The following is a 20,235-nucleotide window of genomic DNA, read 5'->3' on the forward strand; positions in this document are numbered from 1 at the left end:
TTTTGGAGCACCTCTAATAACCCCAGCGCAAACCGGGTAGGGTTATGAGAAGTGCCCGCTTTTTTCAATGCGCGTATTATAGGGCAAGCGCGGTTAAATCGTGCTTGTTTTTTGCCCGGCTCAACCGCGGCTAACGTCCAAGGGATTACAATGCGGCATGCTTTTATATGTCCATATCCCTTTTTGCGACAGCAAGTGCCATTACTGCAGCTTCAACTCCTATGTCGACAAGTTCGCGCTGCGGCGCGATTACATGGCGGCGCTCGGACGGCAGCTGGAAGAAGAGATTGAACGGCTGGACCTGGCACCGGAGAGCCTCGAGACCCTGTTTATCGGCGGCGGCACCCCTTCGACGGTCGCGCCGGAGCTCTACGCCCCGCTCTTTGCACGGCTCCGTCCCTACCTGAAACCCGGTGCGGAGATCACCAGCGAGGCCAACCCCAACAGCGCGACACCCGAGTGGCTGGCGGGCATGAAAGCGCTCGGAGTGAACCGCATCAGTTTCGGCGTCCAGAGTTTCGACCCGGAGAAGCTGAAGCGGCTGGGACGCGCCCATACCCCCGACCAGGCGGTGAGTGCCGTCACGGCGGCACAGGGCGCGGGATTCGAGCACCTCTCCCTCGACCTCATTTACGGTGTCGCCGGGGATACGAAAACGCTGTTGGCGCACGACCTGGAACAGGTATTCGCCCTTCCCGTCGACCATCTGAGCGCCTATGCCCTCACCATCGAGGAGGGGACCCCCTTCTCAGCCACCCCGGAGGTCGCCGACGAAAAACTGGTATTGACATCATGGCTCTTCGCGCGTATCAAGGCCCACGGTTTCGAACAGTACGAGATCTCCAATTTCGGCCGCTACCGCTCCCGCCACAACCTCGGCTACTGGGAGTACAAACCCTACATCGGGCTGGGCGCCGGTGCCGTGGGCTGCATCGACACCGTTCGCTACTACCCCCACCGCGACGTTGAGGCCTACATCGCCGATCCCCTTTTTCGCACCACCGAGCCCCTTGATGCGGACGCGGTCAAAACCGAACGCCTCTTCCTCGGACTGCGCTCCGTCGTCGGCATCCCCGAGGCACTGCTCGACCCGGAGGAACTGCAACGCGCCCGCTGGCTTGAAGCGGAGGGGAAACTGCGCTGTGAGGCCGGCCGCTTTTACAACACGGACTACCTGCTCAGCGACGAGATCGTCCTCTACCTCCAGGGGTAAGCGCGCCCATTCGCTTCCCCTTAAACCTCCTGTGCTATAATCCCGGATCATAAATTTATCTAACGGGAGAGCCGCCGCTATCCGCAGCAGCACCCTGACGGGAAACGCCATGTTCGGAATGGGATTTTCAGAGATCCTCATCATCGCTATTATCGCCATCTTGTTTCTGGGACCGGACAAACTGCCCCAGACCATGGTCGATATCGCCCGTTTCTTCCGCAGCGCCAAGCGTACGCTGGCCTCGGCCAAGGCCTCTATCGAGGAGGAGCTCCATGTCGACGACATCAAGCGCGAAGTGAACAGCTACAAGGACAACCTGCTCGAAGAGAAAGAGAAACTGAGCCAGGCGAGCGCCTTTACCGAACTGACCGACGAGTTTGACGCCGTCATCGACATGGCCGGCGAAACGACGACGGTAGAATCCCCCGCCCCCAAAAAGCCTAAAGCCGAAGCCGCCTCGGATGCCAAAAAACCGGAAGTCGTCACCTTCAGCAAAAAGAAAAAAAGTACAGAGAGTTCCGATGAGGACAATGAGAATGCGTAACTTTTCTGCCCTGACCGGGGCAAGCCGTTTTACTTGTTCTCTCCTCGCTACGCCGCGGAATTCCGCTGACACTGCATGTGCAACAGCGGCTAATGGAGAAGAGAATGTTTGACGAACTGCGTCCCCACCTTGTAGAGCTGCGTAAACGCCTGGGCATCTCCGTCCTGACACTGATCGGCATGTTCTTCATCATGTTCTATTTTCACGAGCCGATCCTCGAATGGATGATCCACCCCCTCAACGACGCCCTGATCGAAGTCGGCAAAAAGTCCGTCAACGCCGCCAACGGTATGGTAACGACCAACCAGGTCGGCGGAGCCTTCTTCGTCGCGCTGAAGGTCGCCTTCTTTGCAGCCATTCTCGGCGCGCTGCCGGTCATCCTCTGGCAGATCTGGCTCTTCATCGCCCCGGGCCTCTATGAGAACGAAAAGAAGATGATCCTCCCCTTCGTCTTCGGCGGGACGACGATGTTCGTCGTCGGCGTCGCCTTCGCCTACTATATCGTCACCCCCTTCGGGTTCGACTTCCTTATCACCTTCGGTAGCTTCAAGTTCACCCCGCTGATCAACATCGAGGATTACGTCGGCTTCTTTACGAAGATCATGTTCGGCTTCGGCCTCGCCTTCGAGCTCCCGGTCTTTGCCTACTTCCTGGCGCTGCTCGGCCTCGTCGACGACCGCCAGATGACGGCGTTCTTCAAATACGCCATCGTCCTCATCTTTATCGTCGCCGCCCTGCTCACGCCGCCGGACGTCCTGACGCAGCTGTTGATGGCCGGTCCGCTGATCGTGCTGTACGGCTTCTCCATTCTCATCGTCAAAATGGTTAACCCCGCACCGAAAGAGGATGATGAAGATGACGACGAGGACGAGGAAGAGGCCGTTGCCCCTCAGAACGTCTAGTTACGACTTCACCCTCCCCGAGGCGCTTATTGCCGTCCATCCGGCCCAGCCGCGCGACCATGCGCGGCTGCTCGTTTATGACCGCAAAACCGACACGCTCACCCACACGCGCTTCGACAAGATCGAAGCCTTCCTGCCCGAGGGGTGCGGTATCATCTTCAACGACACCAAGGTGATCAAGGCCCGCCTTTTCGGAAAAAAAGAGAGCGGCGGAAAGGTCGAACTCCTCATCAACCGCCCCCTCGACGCCTACCGGGTCAGCGTCTATATCCGGGGGAAGATGAAAGCAGGTAGCCGTCTGCTGTTCGGACAGGAGCTCGAGGCCGTCGTCGAGGAGCTGCACGAGGACGGCAGCCGCACCGTTACGTTTGAGCGCGGAGGGGAGAAGCTGCGTTTCGAAGCCCTCCTGCCGATCATCGATATCATCGGGCATATGCCGCTGCCCCCCTACATCCAGCGTGAGGACAACGACGAAGACGCCGTGGAGTACCAGACGGTCTTCGCGAAAAACGAAGGCGCCGTCGCCGCGCCGACGGCGTCGCTGCACTTTACCGACGCACTCTTCGCCTCGGTCTGCGCGCACCACCCCCACGCCAACGTCACGCTGCACGTCGGCGCCGGTACCTTCAAACCCGTCGAAGCGGAGATCATCACCGACCACCCGATGCACTCGGAGTACTACGAGATCCCAAACAATGCCAAGGCCCTCATCGACGGCGACCTGCCCCTGCTCTGCGTCGGCACGACCTCGACCCGCACCGTCGAGTACTACGTCCGCACCCGGGAAACCGGGGGCGAAGCGAACCTCTTTCTGCACCCCGGCAACCCGCCGCAGCGCGTCAACCACCTGCTGACCAATTTCCACCTGCCCAAATCGACCCTGCTGATGCTTGTCGCCTCCTTCGTCGGACTGGAAAAGACCCACGAACTCTATGCCGAAGCGATCCGGGAGCAGTACCGTTTCTACAGCTACGGCGACGCGATGCTGATCCTCTAAGTCCCTCCCTACTCGTCGTCATCCATCAGTGCGAACGCCAGCCGCTCCTTGAGTGAATCGAGGGCCTTCGCCGCACAGGCGGCATCCAGCTTGCCGCCGGGTGCACCGCTGACGCCGACGGCACCGATAAGGGTGTCGCCCGATTTCACCGGAAGCCCCCCTTCCATCATGATCAGCCCGTCGATGTTGTTCAGTTCATTGCGGATATCGCTGCGGTTGGTGACGAAGGTCGTCGTGTCCGTCCCCGCCATGATCACCGCGTTGGCTTTCTGTTCGGCGATCTGCATCGTAAAACGCGCCGCATAGGTGTCGCGCATCACCACCTGGACATTGGCGCTGCGGTCGACGACGACGGCACTGACCCAGTACCCCTCCTGCCGGCAGGCCTCGACGGCGCGCTTGGCGATCTCCGAAGCGAGACCGAGATCCATGCGTTCGATCCGGATGACGTCGGCGGCGGTGAGCAGAAAAGCGGGCAGTGTCAATACGCCCAAGACGGTTGCGATTTTCATAAGCACTCCTTTGCATAGTGTGGCATCGATTATAGCAGAGCGGCAGGAACGCGAAAATGGTAAAATGGCGCACACTCCACCATTAAACGGCGAGACCATGACGAAACTCCTGACCCTTTTGACACTGACCGTGCTCATCACCCTCCTGGAGGGCTGCCAGCAAAAAGCCCCTGTGCCCCTCCCTACCGTCGAGCACGTCGATCTGGAGCGCTACAGCGGTCTCTGGCACGAGATCGCCCGCTATGAAAACCGCTTCGAGGAGGGGTGTGTCGGGGCGACGGCCACGTACCGGCTGAAAGCGGATCATGTCGCGGTCGTCAACCGCTGCTATGACGATGCCGGGAGGTTAAAGGATCAGGCGCAAGGAGAGGCCCGCGTTGTCGAAGCGAGCGGGAACGCCAAACTGCGGGTGAGCTTTTTCTGGCCCTTTTACGGCGATTACTGGATCATTATGCTTGCCGACGACTACCGCTATGCCGTCGTCGGCGATCCCCAGCGCAAGTACCTCTGGATCCTTGCCCGCGACACGGTGCTGGACGACAGGGACCGGGAAGCGATTCTCGCGCGCCTCGTCGCACTGAAATACGACCCCTTCAAACTCTACTGGACCGGCTTCAAGGCGATGTGCAACCACTGAGCCGTCAGCTCTCCCGACAGTCGATGACGATCTCGTCGAGTCCGACGCGCGTCGTCATAGTATGGGGTTCATCACTGTAGCCCAGGGCAAGCACCGCATGGGGTTCAAGACCCATAAGCCCGAAACGCTCTTTCGCCCTATCGACACTGAACCCGCCCATGGGATGCACATAGATGCCGCGTTTGGAGGCTTCGACGATCAGAAAAGCCATCGCCGTGCCGCTGTCGAAGGCGTGCCATCGGTTCGGTTTTCGGTTATAGGAGAAGGTCTGGGTCGAACAGACCATCATCAGCAGAGGAGCAGATGCAGCCCAATCGGCATTTTTCGTGCTGAGAATATCGAGGAAATCCTCCTTCGGTCCCAGAACAAAACGCCACGGCTGTTCATTGAAACACGACGGCGCCGTCATCGCGGCTTCCAAGACGGCACAGAGGTCCTTCTCCCCCAGGGGTTTGTCCAGAAAATGTTTGGGGGAGAACCGTTTCAAAAAGAGGTCGTCGATACCGTATTCCGTGCTGCGCATCTGCCATCCTTTGGAGAGAAACATCAACACATCATACGCTTATCGCGGTTAAATCTTTCCTTAACACATCAAAAAAATGTTATGGCGACAGAGGGTTCCTGCCTGCCGGTCATTTACACAAGAACGCTGATCCGACCCGCCGTAATGGCGATTTTGCCCTCAAGTTCGTAGCGGAAGACCTCCTGGGGATAGTCCCGCACGGCATCTTCGTAGGTCGGTCCGGTTCGGCAGTATTCCAAAAAAGGGTCGCCGACACAGCGCGTGGCCTCGCCGTAACGCGCCACGAAGGTGTCGATATCATAGATCGCTTCCGCTCTCCCCTCTTCGAGCAGACGGTTGGTTCCCTCGCTTTCGCCGATGCGGTGGGGAAGGACATAGATCTTCTTTCCCATGCGCAGGGCATGCTCCACGCTGCGCATACTGCCGCTGTTCTCATCCGCCTGGGTGACGATCAGGGCATCGCCCAGCGCGACAACGATCTCATTGCGGACGACAAAGCTCCAGGGCGTCGCCTGGAAACCGTCATTGAAGGGGCTGAGTAGCAACCCTTCGTGCGCAATGCTGTCGAGCAGAGCGCGGTTTGTCGCCGGGTAACGAACATCGATCCCGCTGCCCAGCACGGCGATCGTATTGGCCGCGCCCGCTGCCGCATGGGCCGTCGCGTCGATGCCCATCGCACCGCCGCTGACGATACAGACCCCTGCGTGCGAAAGTTTCGACGCCAACTGTGACGTGATAAAGCGGGCATATCCGTCCGCCCGCCGAGAGCCGACAATGGAGAGCTTGACCCTTGAGAGCAGCGCCGTATTGCCCTCGAAATAGAGCGTTTCCGGATATTTCCGCATCGCCTCGAGGGCGGGGACCTTCACTGAAAGCAGATCACTCATGGCTTTCGTATGCCGCCAATGTATCGATCCGCACCAGCTGTACCGACTCGAGAAGCGCCTTGGACTCTGCCAACCCCTGGAGCGTCTGTTTATGCGGATGGCCGATCACGACGACCGAACCGTACTTTTTCGCGATCTTCACTGCACGACGCACCTGCTTTTTCACCGCGTCGACATCGGGGTCGTGATCAAGGAAAACGTCGCGGCTGATGTAGGGACGGTGCAGCGACTTCATCAGGCCAGGTACCGCCGTCTTGCCGGTCGTACGGCTGTCGATGAAGGTGATCCCTTCCCGGTCGAGCGCATAAAGGAGTTTCTCCATCGCACCACGGTCGGCGGTGAACTTGCTTCCCGTATGGTTGTTGACGAAGGCGACTTTCGGAAAAAGGTTCTTGATCTGCCGGATACGCTCATCGATCACCGCCTCGTCATCACTGACATGCAGGGTCAAAGGCTCTTCGGCCGAAAAGGAGACCGCCTCCATCGGAAGGTGGACCATATAGTAGGATTGCTTCGCCGCCAATGCAGCTGAATCGGGGTGGCGTTTGGAGGGGGGAAGGAAAGACATCGTCACCGGCAGGTTCAATGCTTTGATGTTGCGGACGTCATGGGCGAAAGAGACATCATCGAATATGATGGCCATCATCGGTTTCGCCCCCGTTTCCGGTTCGACTTTTTCAGCCCGTGCTGCCGGTCGCGGCGGTGCTTTTTCATATTCATGGCTGGCCGTTCTCGCTTTTGCCTTTTTAAGCGCCTTTTTCAGTTCGGCGCTGTGCTGACGCTCCGTCAAGAGTGCCCCGCGATGCTCCTGCTTCGCCTTCTGGTATCCAAAGAAATAGCCTCCCGCCGCCAGTATAAAGGCGATCAGCAAAAAGATCACTCCTTTGAGCAGCGTATAGGTAAATGTGTTTTTTTTGCGCCTGGTTTTTCCCCCGGCCGCACGCTTCCTGGGAGCACTCTTCTTCCGCTGTTGCGCCATTAAAATCCCTCATGATTCTTGTCGGCACATTGTAATAAGAATCTGATAACAGGGCGGTTAACAGGGCACTATGCCACCTTTTTTCACGCAGCCGCTACTCCTCTTTGCGCCCGATGACAATATCCTGACCGTCCCACTTCGTATAGAGCCGGAACTCCTCGGCGATCTCCCGGATCCGCATGACCTCCAACACTCCCTGCGGATCCATGGAAGTGGCCCGCATTGTTATGACGCCCGACTCCGGCTTTTGTAGCGCATGATAGGTCCAATCCATCGCCGACAATTTATTATAAAGCTCTTGTATCATCAGCACCCCTTTCCCATATAATATCTACAGTGTATTATAGTTAATTTGAGTTAATGTATCCATTTTTTTGGCGTTTTGCCATTTTTTTTAATGCACTATTTCATATTTACACGCCATTTTACACTTGTCGGCACTTTGACTTCCCAGGTGATGCGCCATTTTTATACAGGGATTTCGATCAAATAAAATAAATACAGCCTATACTTTCAGCATGGACCAATTACTTCTGGCAATCTTTCTTACCCTTGCCATCGCCGCGGTACTGAGCATCCTGCTCAAGCGCCTGGGAATATCCCACCTCATCGGCTATATCCTCACGGGGACGATCATCAGCTACCTTTTCGGTTTCAACGGGCTGAGCATTCTCACCCTCGACGTCGTCGGCGAATTCGGCATCGTTTTTTTGATGTTCACCATCGGGCTTGAACTGAGCCTTGGGCGGATCCGGAGCATGAAAGAGATCCTCCTGACCAACGGTCTGCTGCAGGTCTCCCTCAGCGTCCTCGTTATTTTCGTCCTCGCCTATTTCCCTTTCGGCCTGGACTTCAATACCTCCCTTATCGTCGCCCTGGCCTTTTCGCTCTCGTCGACGGCGATCGTCCTCACCTACCTCAAACAGTCCAAGGACATCCTGACCCCCTACGGGCAGATCTCGATGGGGATCCTGATTTTCCAGGATCTGGCGGTCATCCCAATCCTTCTGCTGATCAGTTTCCTCTCCAACCATGACCTCTCCATGGGCGAGGTGCTGCTTAAAACGGCCCTGTCGGCCGCCATCGTCATCACCGTCATGTTCACGGTGGGGGCGAAGAGCGTCAATGCCCTGTTGAAATTCTCCGCGCGCACGGAACTAGACGAACTCTTTCTCGGCGCCGTGTTCGCCATCGTCATCGGCACCTCCCTGCTTGCGCACGGGATGGGCTTTACCTATTCGCTAGGGGCCTTCATCGCCGGGATGATCATCGCCGATACCGACTACAGCGTCAAAGTCGAGTCGGACATCGCCAGCTACCGGGACCTGCTGCTGGGTATTTTCTTTTTCGGCGTCGGCACCAAGATCGACCTGCTCTATTTCCTGGAGCATATCCATCTCATCCTGTTCGTTTTCGTCCTGGCCATGCTTTTCAAAGCCGCCGTTATCTACGCCATTATCCGTCGCAATAACGACAAGAACACCTCGGCCAAAAGCGCCTTCGCCCTCGCGCAGATCGGGGAGTTCTCCTTTGCCGTCTTCGCCCTGGCCGGGGCGGAGAAACTCATCAGCAGCGAAGCCGCCAGCTTCCTGATCCTTGTGAGCGTCATCTCCATGATCCTCACTCCCCTCGTCGTCAACAACATCTACAAACTCTCCTCCTACTTCGAAAAAGAGTTTTACGAAGCCGACGTCATCACCCCGATCGGCCGTAGCGGTCACATCGTTGTCGCCGGGTTTTCAACGCTGGGCAAGATCGTCTGCGCCGACCTGCAGGCCAAAGGCGTCTCCTTCATCGTCATCACGGACAACCTCAAGCAGGTACTGCATGCGCGCAAGCTCGGCTACATGGCCTACTTCGGCCACCTCAACAAACGCCCGGTACTCGAATCACTCAACGTCGAGAGTGCCAAAGCCGTTATCCTGACGGTCAACAGCGAACACAACAAGCGCCTGATCGGCGAGGCCGTCCGCGCCTTTAGCGCGCAGCCCGATATTATTATGAAGATCGACACTCCGACCGAACGGCGGCAGCTCCGCAGCATCGAAGGCGCCCGTTTCATTGATGCGAGTTTTGAGGTCTCAAGCCTCCTCGTCGAAGAGGCGACCGAGCCCAAATCCTGAAGGAGCCGTGCCATGCAACACCCTGCAACCACCATCGACGACGTCCTCGCACGTCTGCGGCAGATCATCGACCATGCCAACGCGCGCGGCAGCACCATGGGCTATTTCGCGACGCTGTACCACCGGGTGACGGCAGAGGTGAAACAGAAAATCGCCGAAGGCTATTTTGACGACGGCGGCAGGATGGAACGGCTGGATGTCCGCTTCGCCAACCGCTACCTGGAGGCCTACAACGCCTACCAAGCCGGGAGGCCGGTCACCCGGGCGTGGCAGTACGCTTTCGACGCTGCCGGTACGAAACGCTATATCGTCTTGCAGCATCTTTTTCTCGGGATGAACGCGCATATCAATCTCGACCTCGGCATCGCGGCCGCCGAGACCGCGCCCGGTGAAGCCATTACATCCCTCGAAAACGATTTCAAAAAGATCAATACCATTCTCACCGGTATGATCGACGAAGTCGAACAAGAACTGGCAACCATCTGGCCTGTGCTACATCTGCTGGACCGGCTGGCCCTGCGTACCGACGAAACACTGGCCGCCTTCAGCATGGAGAAGGCCCGCGATGCGGCATGGGACAATGCCCTTGCACTGGCCCGCAGCGACGCGGCGGCCGCTGCAGTCTACATCGACGCCCTGGACAAAGAGGTTATCAGCTATGCGGCACTCGTCGCCCATCCCGGCCCCCTCGCCACGACGCTTTTCCTGCTGGTCAGAGTGGGCGAGCGCGGCAGCGTGACAGAGAAAATCGCGGCACTAGACAGTGCCGCTTCATGAGGCTTGGTCAGCAACTTTGACAAGTGGGCGCGTTCGTTTTATAATCATAGACCCATCAACCCAAAAGGGATAAAAACGTGACAATTCCCCTTTATCAGATCGATGCGTTTGCCGCGCACATTTTCGAAGGAAACCCCGCCGCCGTCTGCCCCCTGGAAACCTGGATGGACGATACAATGATGCAGTGGATCGCCGCGGAGAACAACCTTGCCGAGACGGCTTTTTTCGTCAAAGAGACCCAGGGATACCGTATTCGCTGGTTCACCCCGACGACGGAAGTAGACCTGTGCGGGCATGCCACGCTGGCGGCAGCCCATGTCCTCTTCAAACACCTCGGTTACAGAGGGGAAAGCATCACCTTCGATTCGCGCAGCGGGCCTTTGCACATCACCAGCAAAGGCGCATATCTCGCCCTCGATTTCCCCTCCGAACCGCCCCTGGCCGTCCCCGTACCACCGGAGATCGTCACCGCGTTCGGAAAGCCGCCGGTCGAAGTGCTCAAAGGCAGCGACTATATCGTCGTCTTTCCCGACGGGGAGGATCTGACCAAACTCACCCCCGATTACGCTGCGCTCCGCGCCCTGGACCTGCGGGGGGTCTGCATTACGGCGCGGAATGAACGCTACGACTTTGTCAGCCGCTTCTTCGCCCCCAACTTCGGCATCGACGAAGATCCGGTCACCGGCTCCGCCCACACCCAGCTCACCCCCTACTGGGCCAAGCGGCTCGGCAGAAGAACACTCCATGCCAGGCAGGTCTCCCCCCGCGGCGGCGAACTGCGCTGCGAGCTGGCCGGGACAAGGGTGATCATCTCCGGACGCGCCGTTACGTATCTCACGGGCAGCATCTCCCTCTGAGGCCCCCTAGCGTCCGCTATTACCTACTCTCCTTTCCCCGAACGCGTTTACGCATGTCCTTTTGCGCTGCAATATCATACGTGACCGGGGCGCCGTCCGCGGCCCTCAAAAACGCGACGATCTTCCCGATCTCGTTTTCGCTCAGGTTTGTTCTGAGCTGGTGGATTCCCATCACCTTGATCGCCTCTTCAAGCTTCTCAACGCTGCCGTTGTGAAAATAGGGAGCTGTTTTGACGGCATTGCGCAGCAGCGGTACCCTGAAGTATCTGTTTGGCGCCCCCGTAAAGCCTCCCCGGTTCTCAAAAGGGAATGCGATGTGCGGTAGAAGCGCCTTTTTTATGCCGAGACTTCCCTCCACGTGGCATGCGGAACACCCTGAAGATGTCATGACCGCTGCGCGTTCACTCTCTTCTATCCGGTCAAAAAAGCCTTTTTCTAGCAGCACGAGATCGTCCTCGTCCAGCTTCGCTTTCAGGTACTGCAGCCGCGCCGCGTCATTGTCGAATGCCCTCCGGCGCAACGCCTCGACGGCCAGGCCGTACCTCTTTGTGAGGCTGTCGATCTGTTTCGGACGTCCCATGCTCCAGATCCTGTGATAGGAGAGCGGGAACTTCCGCACAGCCTGACCGCCGAGACCGATCCCGTTGTGGCACCCCACGCACCCTTTGGTGATAAAAAGCTTCAACCCCTCTTTCTCCCCTGCGTTCAGCGCATCCGTATACCCCAATAAAAAGTCATCGTATCGGCCCCTGGTCTGAAGGGTCTTTTCATAAGCGGCAATCGCGTCGACAATGGTGTCGAAGGTCACCCCTCTCCCGCCGTACACCGCCCTGAACCGCCCGTCATACTCCCCGTTGGCGCGGACCCTTCTCTCCGCCGCTTTCGGGGTAATGGCCATTTCAAAAGGGGCCTGCAAAGGCCCCCTGGCCTGATCCTCGAGCGTCTCGCTCCTGCCGTCCCAAAACAGTTTTTTCGAAAACGCCGTATTGAATACCGTCGGCGTATTGAGATGGTACGGATTCTCCCGCCGCAGATGGCCGACGGCGGTGGGGCGCCCGTCGGCACCGCCTTTGTCGAAACGGTGGCACGACGCGCAGCTGACATCCCGTCCCAGCGACAGGTTCCTGTCAAAAAAGAGCTTTTTTCCCAGCGCGATCTTTGCGGCCGAAAACGCTTCGGGCTCCTCATTCAGAAGGAGCATGAGTCCCGTATAACGTGCCGGTACGGGCTGCAGTCCGCTCTCATAGGCCAGCAGAATCAGGTTTTCATCATCGCCGGCGATGAGATGCAGCGCCAGCAAGAAGATCATCAGGTATTTCATCTTTCAACTCCTTAACGGACAATCCTATTGCATCCGTCGATTTTCTTATGTGATCCGAATCACAGTTCGGCGTATCGGATGCGGGTACATTGTGATTTCCATGCCACACAAGGAGCACTGAAAATGAAATTTATCGCTGCCGGATTCGTGTTGATGGTCGCCATCCTCGCCTCCAAACTGTTTTTGGCCTTTTACATCGACGATGTCAATCACTATAATCTTCACGCCGACCGGGAGAAAAAAAGCGAAGCGCAGCTCATCCGCATCGGCGAATCGCTCTATACGATCCACTGCACCTCCTGCCACGGCAAAAACGGGGAAGGCAACAACGGCAAAGCGCAGAACCACACCTATCGTATCGCGGAAAAATCCGTTCTGTACGTCATTGAAAACGGGTCGAATAACTTCAGGAGCGTCTACCCGTCGGGGATGCCGGCGGGACTGGTTGAGGGGAGTGACGCGAAGGAGATCGCACGGTTCGTGTCAAAAGGGCTGAAGGGGAACAAGCCCAAAAGGTGGTCGGTCTGTGCATCATGTCATGATGAAAGCGGCGAAGGCATCGCCTTTGTCGCCCCCGACCTCAGAACCTACAGCGATACCCTGGTGGCGACCGTCCTGAGCAACGGGAAAAAGGGGGCGATCGGGACGATGCCGGTGTTCAAAGAGCGGCTCTCGAAAATCCAGATGTCGGGGTTGGCACACTACATCAGAAGCCTCCAGAGATGAACGCCAGCCTGCTGCGCTGGCGCACAGCGCAATCGCTTATAGGGGCTTATGCCCTGCTCCTGATCTATGCCCTGCTCTTTCATCCGACGCTGGGACTGGACCTCTTTTGGAACCTTCTCATCCCGGCGGCACCGATGATCCTCTTTCTCTCCATAGGAACGTGGCGCAATATCTGCCCCCTGGCGACCCTCTCCCTCCTGCCGAAACATGCAGGCGCTTCAAGGCGCCGCAAACTAACACAGATCCAGCGTGAATGGCTGCAGCTCTCCGCCGTGGCCGTTTTGCTGACCGTCATCCCGCTGAGACACGCCGTTTTCGATCTCAACGCCGCCGCGACCCTCTCGCTGCTGGCCGGCACGGGCATCGCGGCTGCCGCCGCGGGGTGGTTCTTTGAGGGGAAAAGCGGATGGTGTTCGGGACTCTGCCCGCTCTTCCCCGCCGAAACACTATACGCGACGGACAATACTGCACCGCCGACGAACGCACGTTGCCGCGTCTGCAGCCACTGCACCGCCCCCTGCCCGGACCGGACGCCGGGTGCTGCCATTGCAGCCGGACGGGCTTCCAGGATTGCCAAAGTCACCGCCTTTACGCTCGCCGGGTTCTTTCCTGGATTTGTCTATGGATGGTTTTTCGTCCCCGACATGCACAACGCCGTGGATGCGCCATCACTCTTTTCCGTCTATACCCCCGGGCTCTTTTTCGGCGCCCTCAGTGCGCTCGTCTATCTTTTTTTGCGCCTGCGGCTGCCCGAGGGCACGGTACGCCTTTTGAGCGCCGCCGGGACGCTCTCCATCTATTACGGTTTCAGGCTGCCGGCGCTTTTCGGCTTCGGCCTCCAACCCGGGGACGGGGTCCTGGTAGACTTGACGCCCCATCTTCCCCCGACGGTGATCCATTGGTGTACCGCCGGGCTGACACTCTTTTTCTTCTACCGGGCCTATCGTGCACTCGGCAGAAAACAGGCGTGGCTGCGCGGCCCCGCATCCTACCAACGTGATCGCGATCACAGAAAAAGGTAGTCCCTTGCCGTATCCTGTAGGCCCAAAGACGCTTTCACCGGTGCAAATAGTGTAAAATGGATTTCGAAAAGGAGCGGGGATGCATTTACTGGAGTACGAATTTTTCAAGGAGTTGAGCACGCAGGAGCAGCAGATGATCGAAGCGGCTTCCAAGCCGGTCGCACTGCCCATCGGCACCATCCTCTATTACGAAGGCGACGTCTGCGAGGAGATCCTCTTTTTGAAGCGGGGAAAGGTCAAGGTCTATCTCTCCCCGGAGAGCATCGCCGCCGGCGAGATGACCCTCTACTACATCGCCCCTGGCGAACAGTGCCTGGTCAATACGTTCAGTACCGTTACGGCCGACAAAGCGCTCGCCTCCGCAGTCGTCGACGAATCCATCGAGGGGTGGCTGGTGCCGAGGGAGAAGATCTTGTGGCTGATCAACAACTCCGAGAGCTACCGCAACTTCAAAATTGAGCTCTGCGGCAGACGGATCGGCACCCTAATGGACCTCATCAAGTCGATCAAATTCGACCAGCTCGACCAGCGGCTGCTCAACTGGCTCTATGTGCAGGGGAAGGACACCCTGCATATCACCCATGACAAGATCGCCTCCATTCTGGGCGTTTCGCGCGAGGCGGTCAGCCGCAATCTCAAAAAGCTCGAAGCTTCCGGGAGCATTTCACTGTCGCGCGGAAAAATCTCCATCGCGGAGTAGGGCCGCGCCAAAGCGCCACAGACACGGCCGATAGCCTCAAAACGTACGCGTCTCTGCGCAGAGAGCATTGATTTTATGTATAATGGTGTCATTATTTCACAAAGGAGAAGACTATGACACATAGTAACGACCGATTTTACCGGCACGCATCACCGTCCCATACTGCGATGAACCGCGCCCTTCTCCTACGCCTACTCCTTTCTCTATAAATACCCCTTTTTATTTTTGATTTCTGTTTTGCCTTCCAGGGCGGCGCACGCCCGTATGTAGGCATTCTTTTTCGTTTTTATTGTCAAGGAAAATGCTATGTATACCAAATACCGGCCCTACCCGGCCGTGACCATGGAGAAAAGAGCCTGGGCGGACAACACCGCCGACGTTGCCCCCGTGTGGGCCAGTACCGATCTGCGCGACGGCAACCAGGCGCTCAAAAACCCGATGGACATCCCCCGGAAAGTCGCCTATTTTCAGGCCCTGGTCGATTTCGGCTTCAAAGAGATCGAAATCGCCTACCCCAGCGCGTCGCAGACGGAGTTCGATTTCTGCCGGACGCTGATCGAGGATGGGATGATCCCGGACGACGTCACCGTCGGTGTTCTCGTACCCGCTATCGAACGCCATATCGTGCGCAGTTTCGAAGCGCTCCGGGGCGCGAAGCGGATCATCTTTCACCTGTACAACCCGACCGCCGAGAACCAGCGCGAAGTCGTGTTCAGACGCACGGAAGAGGCGATCATCGGTCTGGCGGTACAGGGCGTAGCGTGTGTCCGACGCGAAACGGAAAGATTTGAGGGCGAGGTCGTGTTCGAGTATTCGCCGGAGAGCTTTTCGCAGACCGAACTCCCCTTCGCGCTGGCAGTCTCCAACGCCGTCATCGACGCGTGGGGACCGACACCGCAAAGTCCGATGATTTTGAACCTTCCCAATACGCTGGAAGCCAGTTCGCCCAACATCTACGCCGACCGGATCGAGTGGATGGGTGACCGTATCGCGCAGCGCGAGAGCGTCGTCATCAGCGTGCATCCGCACAACGACCGCGGCTGCGCCGTCGCCAGCGCCGAACTGGCCGTCTTGGCAGGCGCACAGCGCGTCGAAGGCACAATGCTGGGCAACGGCGAGCGTGCCGGAAACGCCGACCTCGTCACGATGGCCTTCAACTACTACGCGCAGGGCGTCGACCCGCGGTTGAACGTCGGGAAGGTCGACGACGTCCTCTCGCGGATCACGGCGATTATCGGCACCGAGGTGCCCGAACGCCATCCCTATGTGGGTGCTATGATCTACAGCGCCTTTTCGGGTACCCACCAGGATGCGATCAAAAAAGGGATGGAGCACCGCCGCGCCAACAACACGCATACGTGGGAGGTCCCCTACCTCGCCATCGATCCGGCCGATATCGGACGCGCCTATAAAGACGCCGTCCGCATCAACTCCCAGTCAGGCAAGGGGGGCGTCGCTTACGTCCTCAAAGCGTGCTACGGCATCGAGGTCCCCGCCTCAGAGCAGACGGCACTCGCGGATGCCGTCAAAAAGCGCTCCGAAGCGCGTGGCGGCGAGATCGGCGCCGACGAAGTGCATGCGATCTACGAGGAGATGGCGCAGCGCGCGGAGACCAACAGCTGGAATGCGGCACAGTACGCCCGCCATGCCGGCTTCGTCTCGGCGCTGGCGCTCCCCGTCGTGGAGCTGCTCTCGCCAAGAGAGGGCGAAACGATCCTCGACCTGGGCTGCGGCGAAGGGAGCCTCGCCGTGGAGATCCAAAAGCGCGGCGCCGACGTCGTGGCGGTCGATCTGAATGCCGACATGGTCGAGAGCGCCAGGGCCAAGGGGATAGACGCGCATGTGATGAGTGCGACACGTCTTCTTTTCGAGCAGCGTTTCGACGCGGTCTTTTCCAATGCCGTACTGCACTGGGTTACGGAGGCCCGCACAGCCGTGCGGCAGGTCCGCCGGGCCCTGAAACCCGGCGGCAGGTTTGTCGCCGAGTTCGGCGGGCACGGCAATGCGGCGCAGGTCGTCGCAGCGATGGTAAGGGTCTTTGAACGCCACCCCGAATTCGGCCCCTTTGAAAACCCCTGGTACTTCCCGACCGCTGCCGAGTACCAGGCGCTGTTGGAATCGGAAGGCTTCAGTGTCACCTCCGCCGAACTGATACCGCGGCCGACGCCCGTCGACGACATCGCGCACTGGCTCGATCTTTTCGCCAACGGCATCGTCGCGCACCTGGAAAGCGCACAGCTCTCCCGCTTCAAGCAGGAGGTGCGGGCGCTGTTGGAACCGACACTGTACACTGCTTCGGAAGGGTGGCATGTCGATTACGTTCGGCTGAGGGTCAAGGCGGTCAAAGAGAACCTCTAAATATTTTGACGCGCGCGGGGTCGAATCGCAGCGGCTGTGGACCGAAATCTACGTCCCGGTTGAATAACACAGCGTTCCGCCCTATAATACGACATATCGACCTGGGGAAAACAATGACGCCTGCCGTAAACGCCGCTAAAAAAGCCCGTATCGCCTATACGCTGCATGCCTATACCCATGATCCGGCCGCACCGTCATACGGAACGGAAGCGTCGGAAAAGCTCGGCATAGACGCTGCGCGTGTTTTCAAAACCCTCGTCGCGCAAATCGACACGCACCGCTTCGCCGTCGCGGTCATCCCCGTCTGCAGCATGCTCAGTCTCAAACGTCTCGCTGCAGCCGCCAACGCCAAAAAGGCCCGAATGGCCGACGGCCCGGACGTGGAACGCATCAGCGGCTACGTGCTCGGCGGCGTCAGCCCCCTGGGGCAGAAAAAACGGCTCGACACCTTCATAGACGCCGGTGCGCGGGAGTTTCCGACCATCTTTGTCAGTGCGGGACGGCGTGGGCTGGAGCTCGAGCTCTCGCCGGATGACCTGCAAACGTTGTCCTCCGCCGTTTTTGCGCCGTTGACCCAAACGCAATAAGATGACGGCAACAACACCGATTGAGGAGGCCGATATGGAACAGTTTCTGGCACTGTCGACCTATATCGACTATCACCATCCCGCCGTCATGGCCAAAGCGAAAGCGCTGGCAGAAGGGTTGAACACCAAAGAAGACGTTGCCCGAGTCTGTTTCCAGTACGTCCGCGACGCGATCGCCCATACCGGCGACACGGGCTGCGGGGCCTCGACGATCAAAGCGAGCGAGGTGCTGGAGCAGAAAACCGGCTGGTGCTATGCCAAGAGCCACCTCCTCGCCGCCCTGCTGCGTGCCAACGGCATCCCGGCGGCGCTTTGTTACCAGCGGCTCAGCTGCTCGGAATACACGCCGGGCATCTACTGCCTCCACGGCCTGAATGCCGTCTGGCTGGAAGCGTACGGCTGGTACCGCTGCGATCCCCGCGGCAACAAAGAGGGCGTCGATGCGCAGTTCACCCCGCCCGTCGAACGGCTCGCCTTTGCCCTCGGTGAGAACGAGTATGACGTCGCAGGGCGTTTCGCAGAGCCCCTGCCCGAAGTCATCGACGCATTGCAGACCTACAAGAGCTACGAAGCGATGATCGGCCATTTTCCCGATCGCTCTGCCTGAGGGTATGACCGCCGCCGTTCAACAGTGATGGCTGACACGGCATTTTTGCTTGTAGTTTTCCGAGACAAAATCCCAGTTGATCAGATGCCAGAAATTTTCGACGTATTTCGGGCGTGCGTTCCGGCAGTCGATGTAATAGGCGTGTTCCCAGACGTCACAGGTCAACAGCGGATGTTTCCCCTCCGTCTGTACCGGGGTGTAGGCGTTGGAACCGTTTTCGATCGCCAGTGCGCCGTTCTCATCGATAATGAGCCATGTCCACCCCGAACCGAACAGTGACGTTGCCGCCGCGGTAAACGCCTCTTTGAAGCCCTCGACAGAGTCGAATGCTTCCGCCAGCGCCGCGGCCAGCTCCTCCGACGGTGCCGTCTCACCCGGCGTAAGACATTTCCAGTAAAAGTCATGATTAAATGCCTGCGCGCCGTTGTTAAACAGCGCCCCTTCCGCCGTTCTCAGGACGTCGAGCAGCGGCTTTCCTTCGTACGCTGAGCCCGTCATCAGGTCGTTGTACTTCTTCACGTAGGCCGCATGGTGTTTTCCGTGGTGATACGCCAGTGTTTCCGCCGAGATGTAGGGTTCGAGCGCATGCTCTTCAAATGGTAAGCTTGGTAGATTCAGATGCATAGGAGACTCCTTTGGATGCAGTGAATCTCTATTATCCATGATTTTTCAACAAGCGGAGATTAAAAAAAGCGTGCTGTATTTTTTATAATTTTTGTGAATATAACGTCAAGGGGTAAAGCGTCGATCTGGAACGTCGGAGCGCGGCAGCTGTTTTCCCTATAGGATCATGCGAAAAAGGTGCGCTTGACCACTTCGACATTGTGCAGGTGCATGTGCAAAGCGATCGCTTTGTCATCGGGTTTTTCCGCCTGGGCCGCAATCCACTTTTCGGGGGTGTACGCGGTGATGGCATCAAAGGTCTTCAAGATAGCCCTGTCCCAAATGGCAGGCCTGGGAACATCCGTGAACCGCCCCTGGTCATCCGCCCGTTTGAAGCGTATGAGCGCTTCGAGCAGCGTTTCATCGCTCTTAAAACGCTCAAAGAAATCCGTAATGTGGTAAATGCTCATCTGCGGAAGCTTGGGCAGCTTGGTATGCATTTCGCTCAGAAAAAGGATCTGCGCTTTCATCTGCTCCGGGATCGCCATGTCGATCCGCGGCGCGATCTTGTCCGGGTCCCCGTGATGCGTGCCGTTGCCGTATGTCCGGAAACAGTAGGGTTTGGCAATGTCGTGGTAGAGCGCCGTCAGCTTCAGCAGCGGGGTCTCGTGTTTCAGCTCGCGCAGCACCATCATGACGTGCGCAAAGAGTGAAGCCTCGCGGTGGTACTTCGTCCCCTCTTTGAACGTCGTCAAGGCAAAAAGAGACGGGAACACGGCATCGAGTACCCCCAGCTCGAAGAGCGTTTCAAAAAAGAGGTGGGTCTCCGGGAGTGCAAGCACCTTTTGCACCTCCGCCCAGACCGCTTCCGGCTGCAGCTGCGTCAGCGCCCCATGCATGCGGTAGACCACGACCCGTGTCGTGGCATGAATGTTCCAGCCGGTGCCGAATGTCGCGCGAAGACGCGCCAAACGAAGCACGTTCATCGGCACGTCCGCAAACGCTTCCGAGGTGTGGCGCAGTATCCGTTTCTCGGTATCCTCACGCCCGTTGCAGGGGTCGACATAGCTCGCTTCCTGCTCGTCGTAGGCGATGGCATCGATCGTCAGGGGCCGCTGCAGCAGTTTTCCCTCGATGCTCTCTCCGGGTGCAGCGAGCGTCAGCATAGCGCCGTCTTCTCTGATATAGTGCGGGAATGCCCCCTCCGCCTGCTCCAGATGGGCAAAATCGGCCGGCGAGTACCCAACGGCGACATACGCTCTGTCGCCTGTCCCCCTGCCCATCAGTGCATCCCTGACAGCGGCGCCGACCAGGTAGATTCGCTTTTCCTGCACCTTGTTCTCCTTTATTGACGAAACAG

At 58.3% G+C, this 20,235-nt stretch carries 22 protein-coding genes; 14 read left to right on the forward strand and 8 right to left on the reverse strand.

Annotation, left to right across the window (positions count from 1 at the left end; genetic code table 11):
• Positions 1 to 157: 157 nt before the first annotated feature.
• The 4 genes from hemW to queA all read left to right on the forward strand — a co-directional run bounded on the left by hemW (position 158) and on the right by queA (position 3,656).
• Complete coding sequence (gene hemW / locus WCX72_RS08275; protein WP_345969342.1) at positions 158 to 1,213, forward strand: radical SAM family heme chaperone HemW; 1,056 nt, start codon at positions 158 to 160, stop codon at positions 1,211 to 1,213.
• A gap of 109 nt (positions 1,214 to 1,322) precedes the next feature.
• Complete coding sequence (gene tatB / locus WCX72_RS08280; RefSeq protein ID WP_345969343.1) at positions 1,323 to 1,757, forward strand: Sec-independent protein translocase protein TatB; 435 nt, start codon at positions 1,323 to 1,325, stop codon at positions 1,755 to 1,757.
• Positions 1,758 to 1,861: 104 nt separating this feature from the next.
• On the forward strand, positions 1,862 to 2,659 hold the full coding sequence (tatC, locus tag WCX72_RS08285) for a twin-arginine translocase subunit TatC (protein WP_345969344.1): 798 nt from the start codon (positions 1,862 to 1,864) through the stop codon (positions 2,657 to 2,659).
• The gene (gene queA / locus WCX72_RS08290; RefSeq protein WP_345969345.1) at positions 2,613 to 3,656 is read left to right on the forward strand and encodes a tRNA preQ1(34) S-adenosylmethionine ribosyltransferase-isomerase QueA; all 1,044 of its coding nucleotides are present in this window, start codon (positions 2,613 to 2,615) and stop codon (positions 3,654 to 3,656) included. The genes tatC and queA overlap by 47 nt, the downstream gene beginning before the upstream one ends.
• Before the next feature lie 8 nt (positions 3,657 to 3,664).
• Here queA and WCX72_RS08295 read toward each other — a convergent pair whose 3' ends face one another.
• Entirely contained in the window at positions 3,665 to 4,168 is a 504-nt protein-coding gene (locus WCX72_RS08295; RefSeq protein ID WP_345969346.1) for a heme-binding protein, read from the reverse strand.
• A 97-nt stretch (positions 4,169 to 4,265) separates the two neighbouring features.
• Here WCX72_RS08295 and WCX72_RS08300 point away from each other — a divergent pair, with 97 nt between their 5' ends.
• Positions 4,266 to 4,805 carry a lipocalin family protein gene (locus tag WCX72_RS08300; RefSeq protein ID WP_345969347.1) on the forward strand — a complete coding sequence of 180 codons (540 nt, stop codon included), beginning with the start codon at positions 4,266 to 4,268 and terminating at the stop codon, positions 4,803 to 4,805.
• Between the two features lie 4 nt (positions 4,806 to 4,809).
• On the opposite strand, the gene WCX72_RS08305 is transcribed toward WCX72_RS08300, so the two are convergent.
• The 4 genes from WCX72_RS08305 to WCX72_RS08320 all read right to left on the reverse strand — a co-directional run bounded on the left by WCX72_RS08305 (position 4,810) and on the right by WCX72_RS08320 (position 7,501).
• Complete coding sequence (locus WCX72_RS08305; protein ID WP_345969348.1) at positions 4,810 to 5,352, reverse strand: nitroreductase family protein; 543 nt, start codon at positions 5,350 to 5,352, stop codon at positions 4,810 to 4,812.
• 89 nt (positions 5,353 to 5,441) lie between these two features.
• The gene (locus tag WCX72_RS08310; RefSeq protein ID WP_345969349.1) at positions 5,442 to 6,215 is read right to left on the reverse strand and encodes a DNA-processing protein DprA; all 774 of its coding nucleotides are present in this window, start codon (positions 6,213 to 6,215) and stop codon (positions 5,442 to 5,444) included.
• Positions 6,208 to 7,194 carry a divergent polysaccharide deacetylase family protein gene (locus tag WCX72_RS08315; protein WP_345969350.1) on the reverse strand — a complete coding sequence of 329 codons (987 nt, stop codon included), beginning with the start codon at positions 7,192 to 7,194 and terminating at the stop codon, positions 6,208 to 6,210. The genes WCX72_RS08310 and WCX72_RS08315 overlap by 8 nt, the downstream gene beginning before the upstream one ends.
• Before the next feature lie 94 nt (positions 7,195 to 7,288).
• A complete protein-coding gene (locus tag WCX72_RS08320; protein WP_345969351.1) occupies positions 7,289 to 7,501 on the reverse strand; it encodes a hypothetical protein in 213 nt (70 codons plus the stop codon).
• A 211-nt stretch (positions 7,502 to 7,712) separates the two neighbouring features.
• Between WCX72_RS08320 and WCX72_RS08325 the strand changes: the two genes are divergently transcribed.
• From WCX72_RS08325 to WCX72_RS08335, 3 genes are all read left to right on the forward strand, one after another.
• Complete coding sequence (locus WCX72_RS08325; protein WP_345969352.1) at positions 7,713 to 9,317, forward strand: cation:proton antiporter; 1,605 nt, start codon at positions 7,713 to 7,715, stop codon at positions 9,315 to 9,317.
• Between the two features lie 12 nt (positions 9,318 to 9,329).
• Positions 9,330 to 10,094 carry a DUF5995 family protein gene (locus WCX72_RS08330; protein ID WP_345969353.1) on the forward strand — a complete coding sequence of 255 codons (765 nt, stop codon included), beginning with the start codon at positions 9,330 to 9,332 and terminating at the stop codon, positions 10,092 to 10,094.
• 77 nt (positions 10,095 to 10,171) lie between these two features.
• A complete protein-coding gene (locus WCX72_RS08335; RefSeq protein ID WP_345969354.1) occupies positions 10,172 to 10,951 on the forward strand; it encodes a PhzF family phenazine biosynthesis protein in 780 nt (259 codons plus the stop codon).
• Positions 10,952 to 10,970: 19 nt separating this feature from the next.
• On the opposite strand, the gene WCX72_RS08340 is transcribed toward WCX72_RS08335, so the two are convergent.
• On the reverse strand, positions 10,971 to 12,272 hold the full coding sequence (locus WCX72_RS08340; protein WP_345969355.1) for a cytochrome c peroxidase: 1,302 nt from the start codon (positions 12,270 to 12,272) through the stop codon (positions 10,971 to 10,973).
• A gap of 123 nt (positions 12,273 to 12,395) precedes the next feature.
• Here WCX72_RS08340 and WCX72_RS08345 point away from each other — a divergent pair, with 123 nt between their 5' ends.
• The 6 genes from WCX72_RS08345 to WCX72_RS08370 all read left to right on the forward strand — a co-directional run bounded on the left by WCX72_RS08345 (position 12,396) and on the right by WCX72_RS08370 (position 18,272).
• Positions 12,396 to 12,998 carry a c-type cytochrome gene (locus tag WCX72_RS08345; protein WP_345969356.1) on the forward strand — a complete coding sequence of 201 codons (603 nt, stop codon included), beginning with the start codon at positions 12,396 to 12,398 and terminating at the stop codon, positions 12,996 to 12,998.
• Positions 12,995 to 14,020: a hypothetical protein gene (locus WCX72_RS08350; RefSeq protein WP_345969357.1), complete on the forward strand. Its 1,026-nt coding sequence runs from the start codon at positions 12,995 to 12,997 to the stop codon at positions 14,018 to 14,020. Before WCX72_RS08345 ends, WCX72_RS08350 begins: the two co-directional genes overlap by 4 nt.
• Before the next feature lie 79 nt (positions 14,021 to 14,099).
• Complete coding sequence (locus WCX72_RS08355; RefSeq protein ID WP_345969358.1) at positions 14,100 to 14,720, forward strand: Crp/Fnr family transcriptional regulator; 621 nt, start codon at positions 14,100 to 14,102, stop codon at positions 14,718 to 14,720.
• A gap of 306 nt (positions 14,721 to 15,026) precedes the next feature.
• Positions 15,027 to 17,078, forward strand: coding sequence for a 2-isopropylmalate synthase (locus WCX72_RS08360; RefSeq protein WP_345969359.1), 2,052 nt, complete (start codon positions 15,027 to 15,029; stop codon positions 17,076 to 17,078).
• Between the two features lie 113 nt (positions 17,079 to 17,191).
• Positions 17,192 to 17,665 (forward strand): Cys-tRNA(Pro) deacylase, encoded by a 474-nt coding sequence (ybaK, locus tag WCX72_RS08365; protein ID WP_345969360.1) that lies wholly within the window; start codon positions 17,192 to 17,194, stop codon positions 17,663 to 17,665.
• 34 nt (positions 17,666 to 17,699) lie between these two features.
• A complete protein-coding gene (locus tag WCX72_RS08370; RefSeq protein WP_345969361.1) occupies positions 17,700 to 18,272 on the forward strand; it encodes a transglutaminase family protein in 573 nt (190 codons plus the stop codon).
• 18 nt (positions 18,273 to 18,290) lie between these two features.
• Here the strand turns inward: WCX72_RS08370 and WCX72_RS08375 are convergent, their stop codons facing one another.
• Both WCX72_RS08375 and WCX72_RS08380 read right to left on the reverse strand, forming a co-directional pair.
• Entirely contained in the window at positions 18,291 to 18,896 is a 606-nt protein-coding gene (locus WCX72_RS08375; RefSeq protein WP_345969362.1) for a superoxide dismutase, read from the reverse strand.
• Between the two features lie 164 nt (positions 18,897 to 19,060).
• Positions 19,061 to 20,209, reverse strand: coding sequence for a polynucleotide adenylyltransferase (locus WCX72_RS08380; protein ID WP_345969363.1), 1,149 nt, complete (start codon positions 20,207 to 20,209; stop codon positions 19,061 to 19,063).
• Positions 20,210 to 20,235 lie beyond the last annotated feature (26 nt).

The organism is Thiomicrolovo immobilis, assembly GCF_039645955.1.
Lineage (GTDB): Bacteria > Campylobacterota > Campylobacteria > Campylobacterales > Sulfurimonadaceae > Thiomicrolovo > Thiomicrolovo diazotrophicus.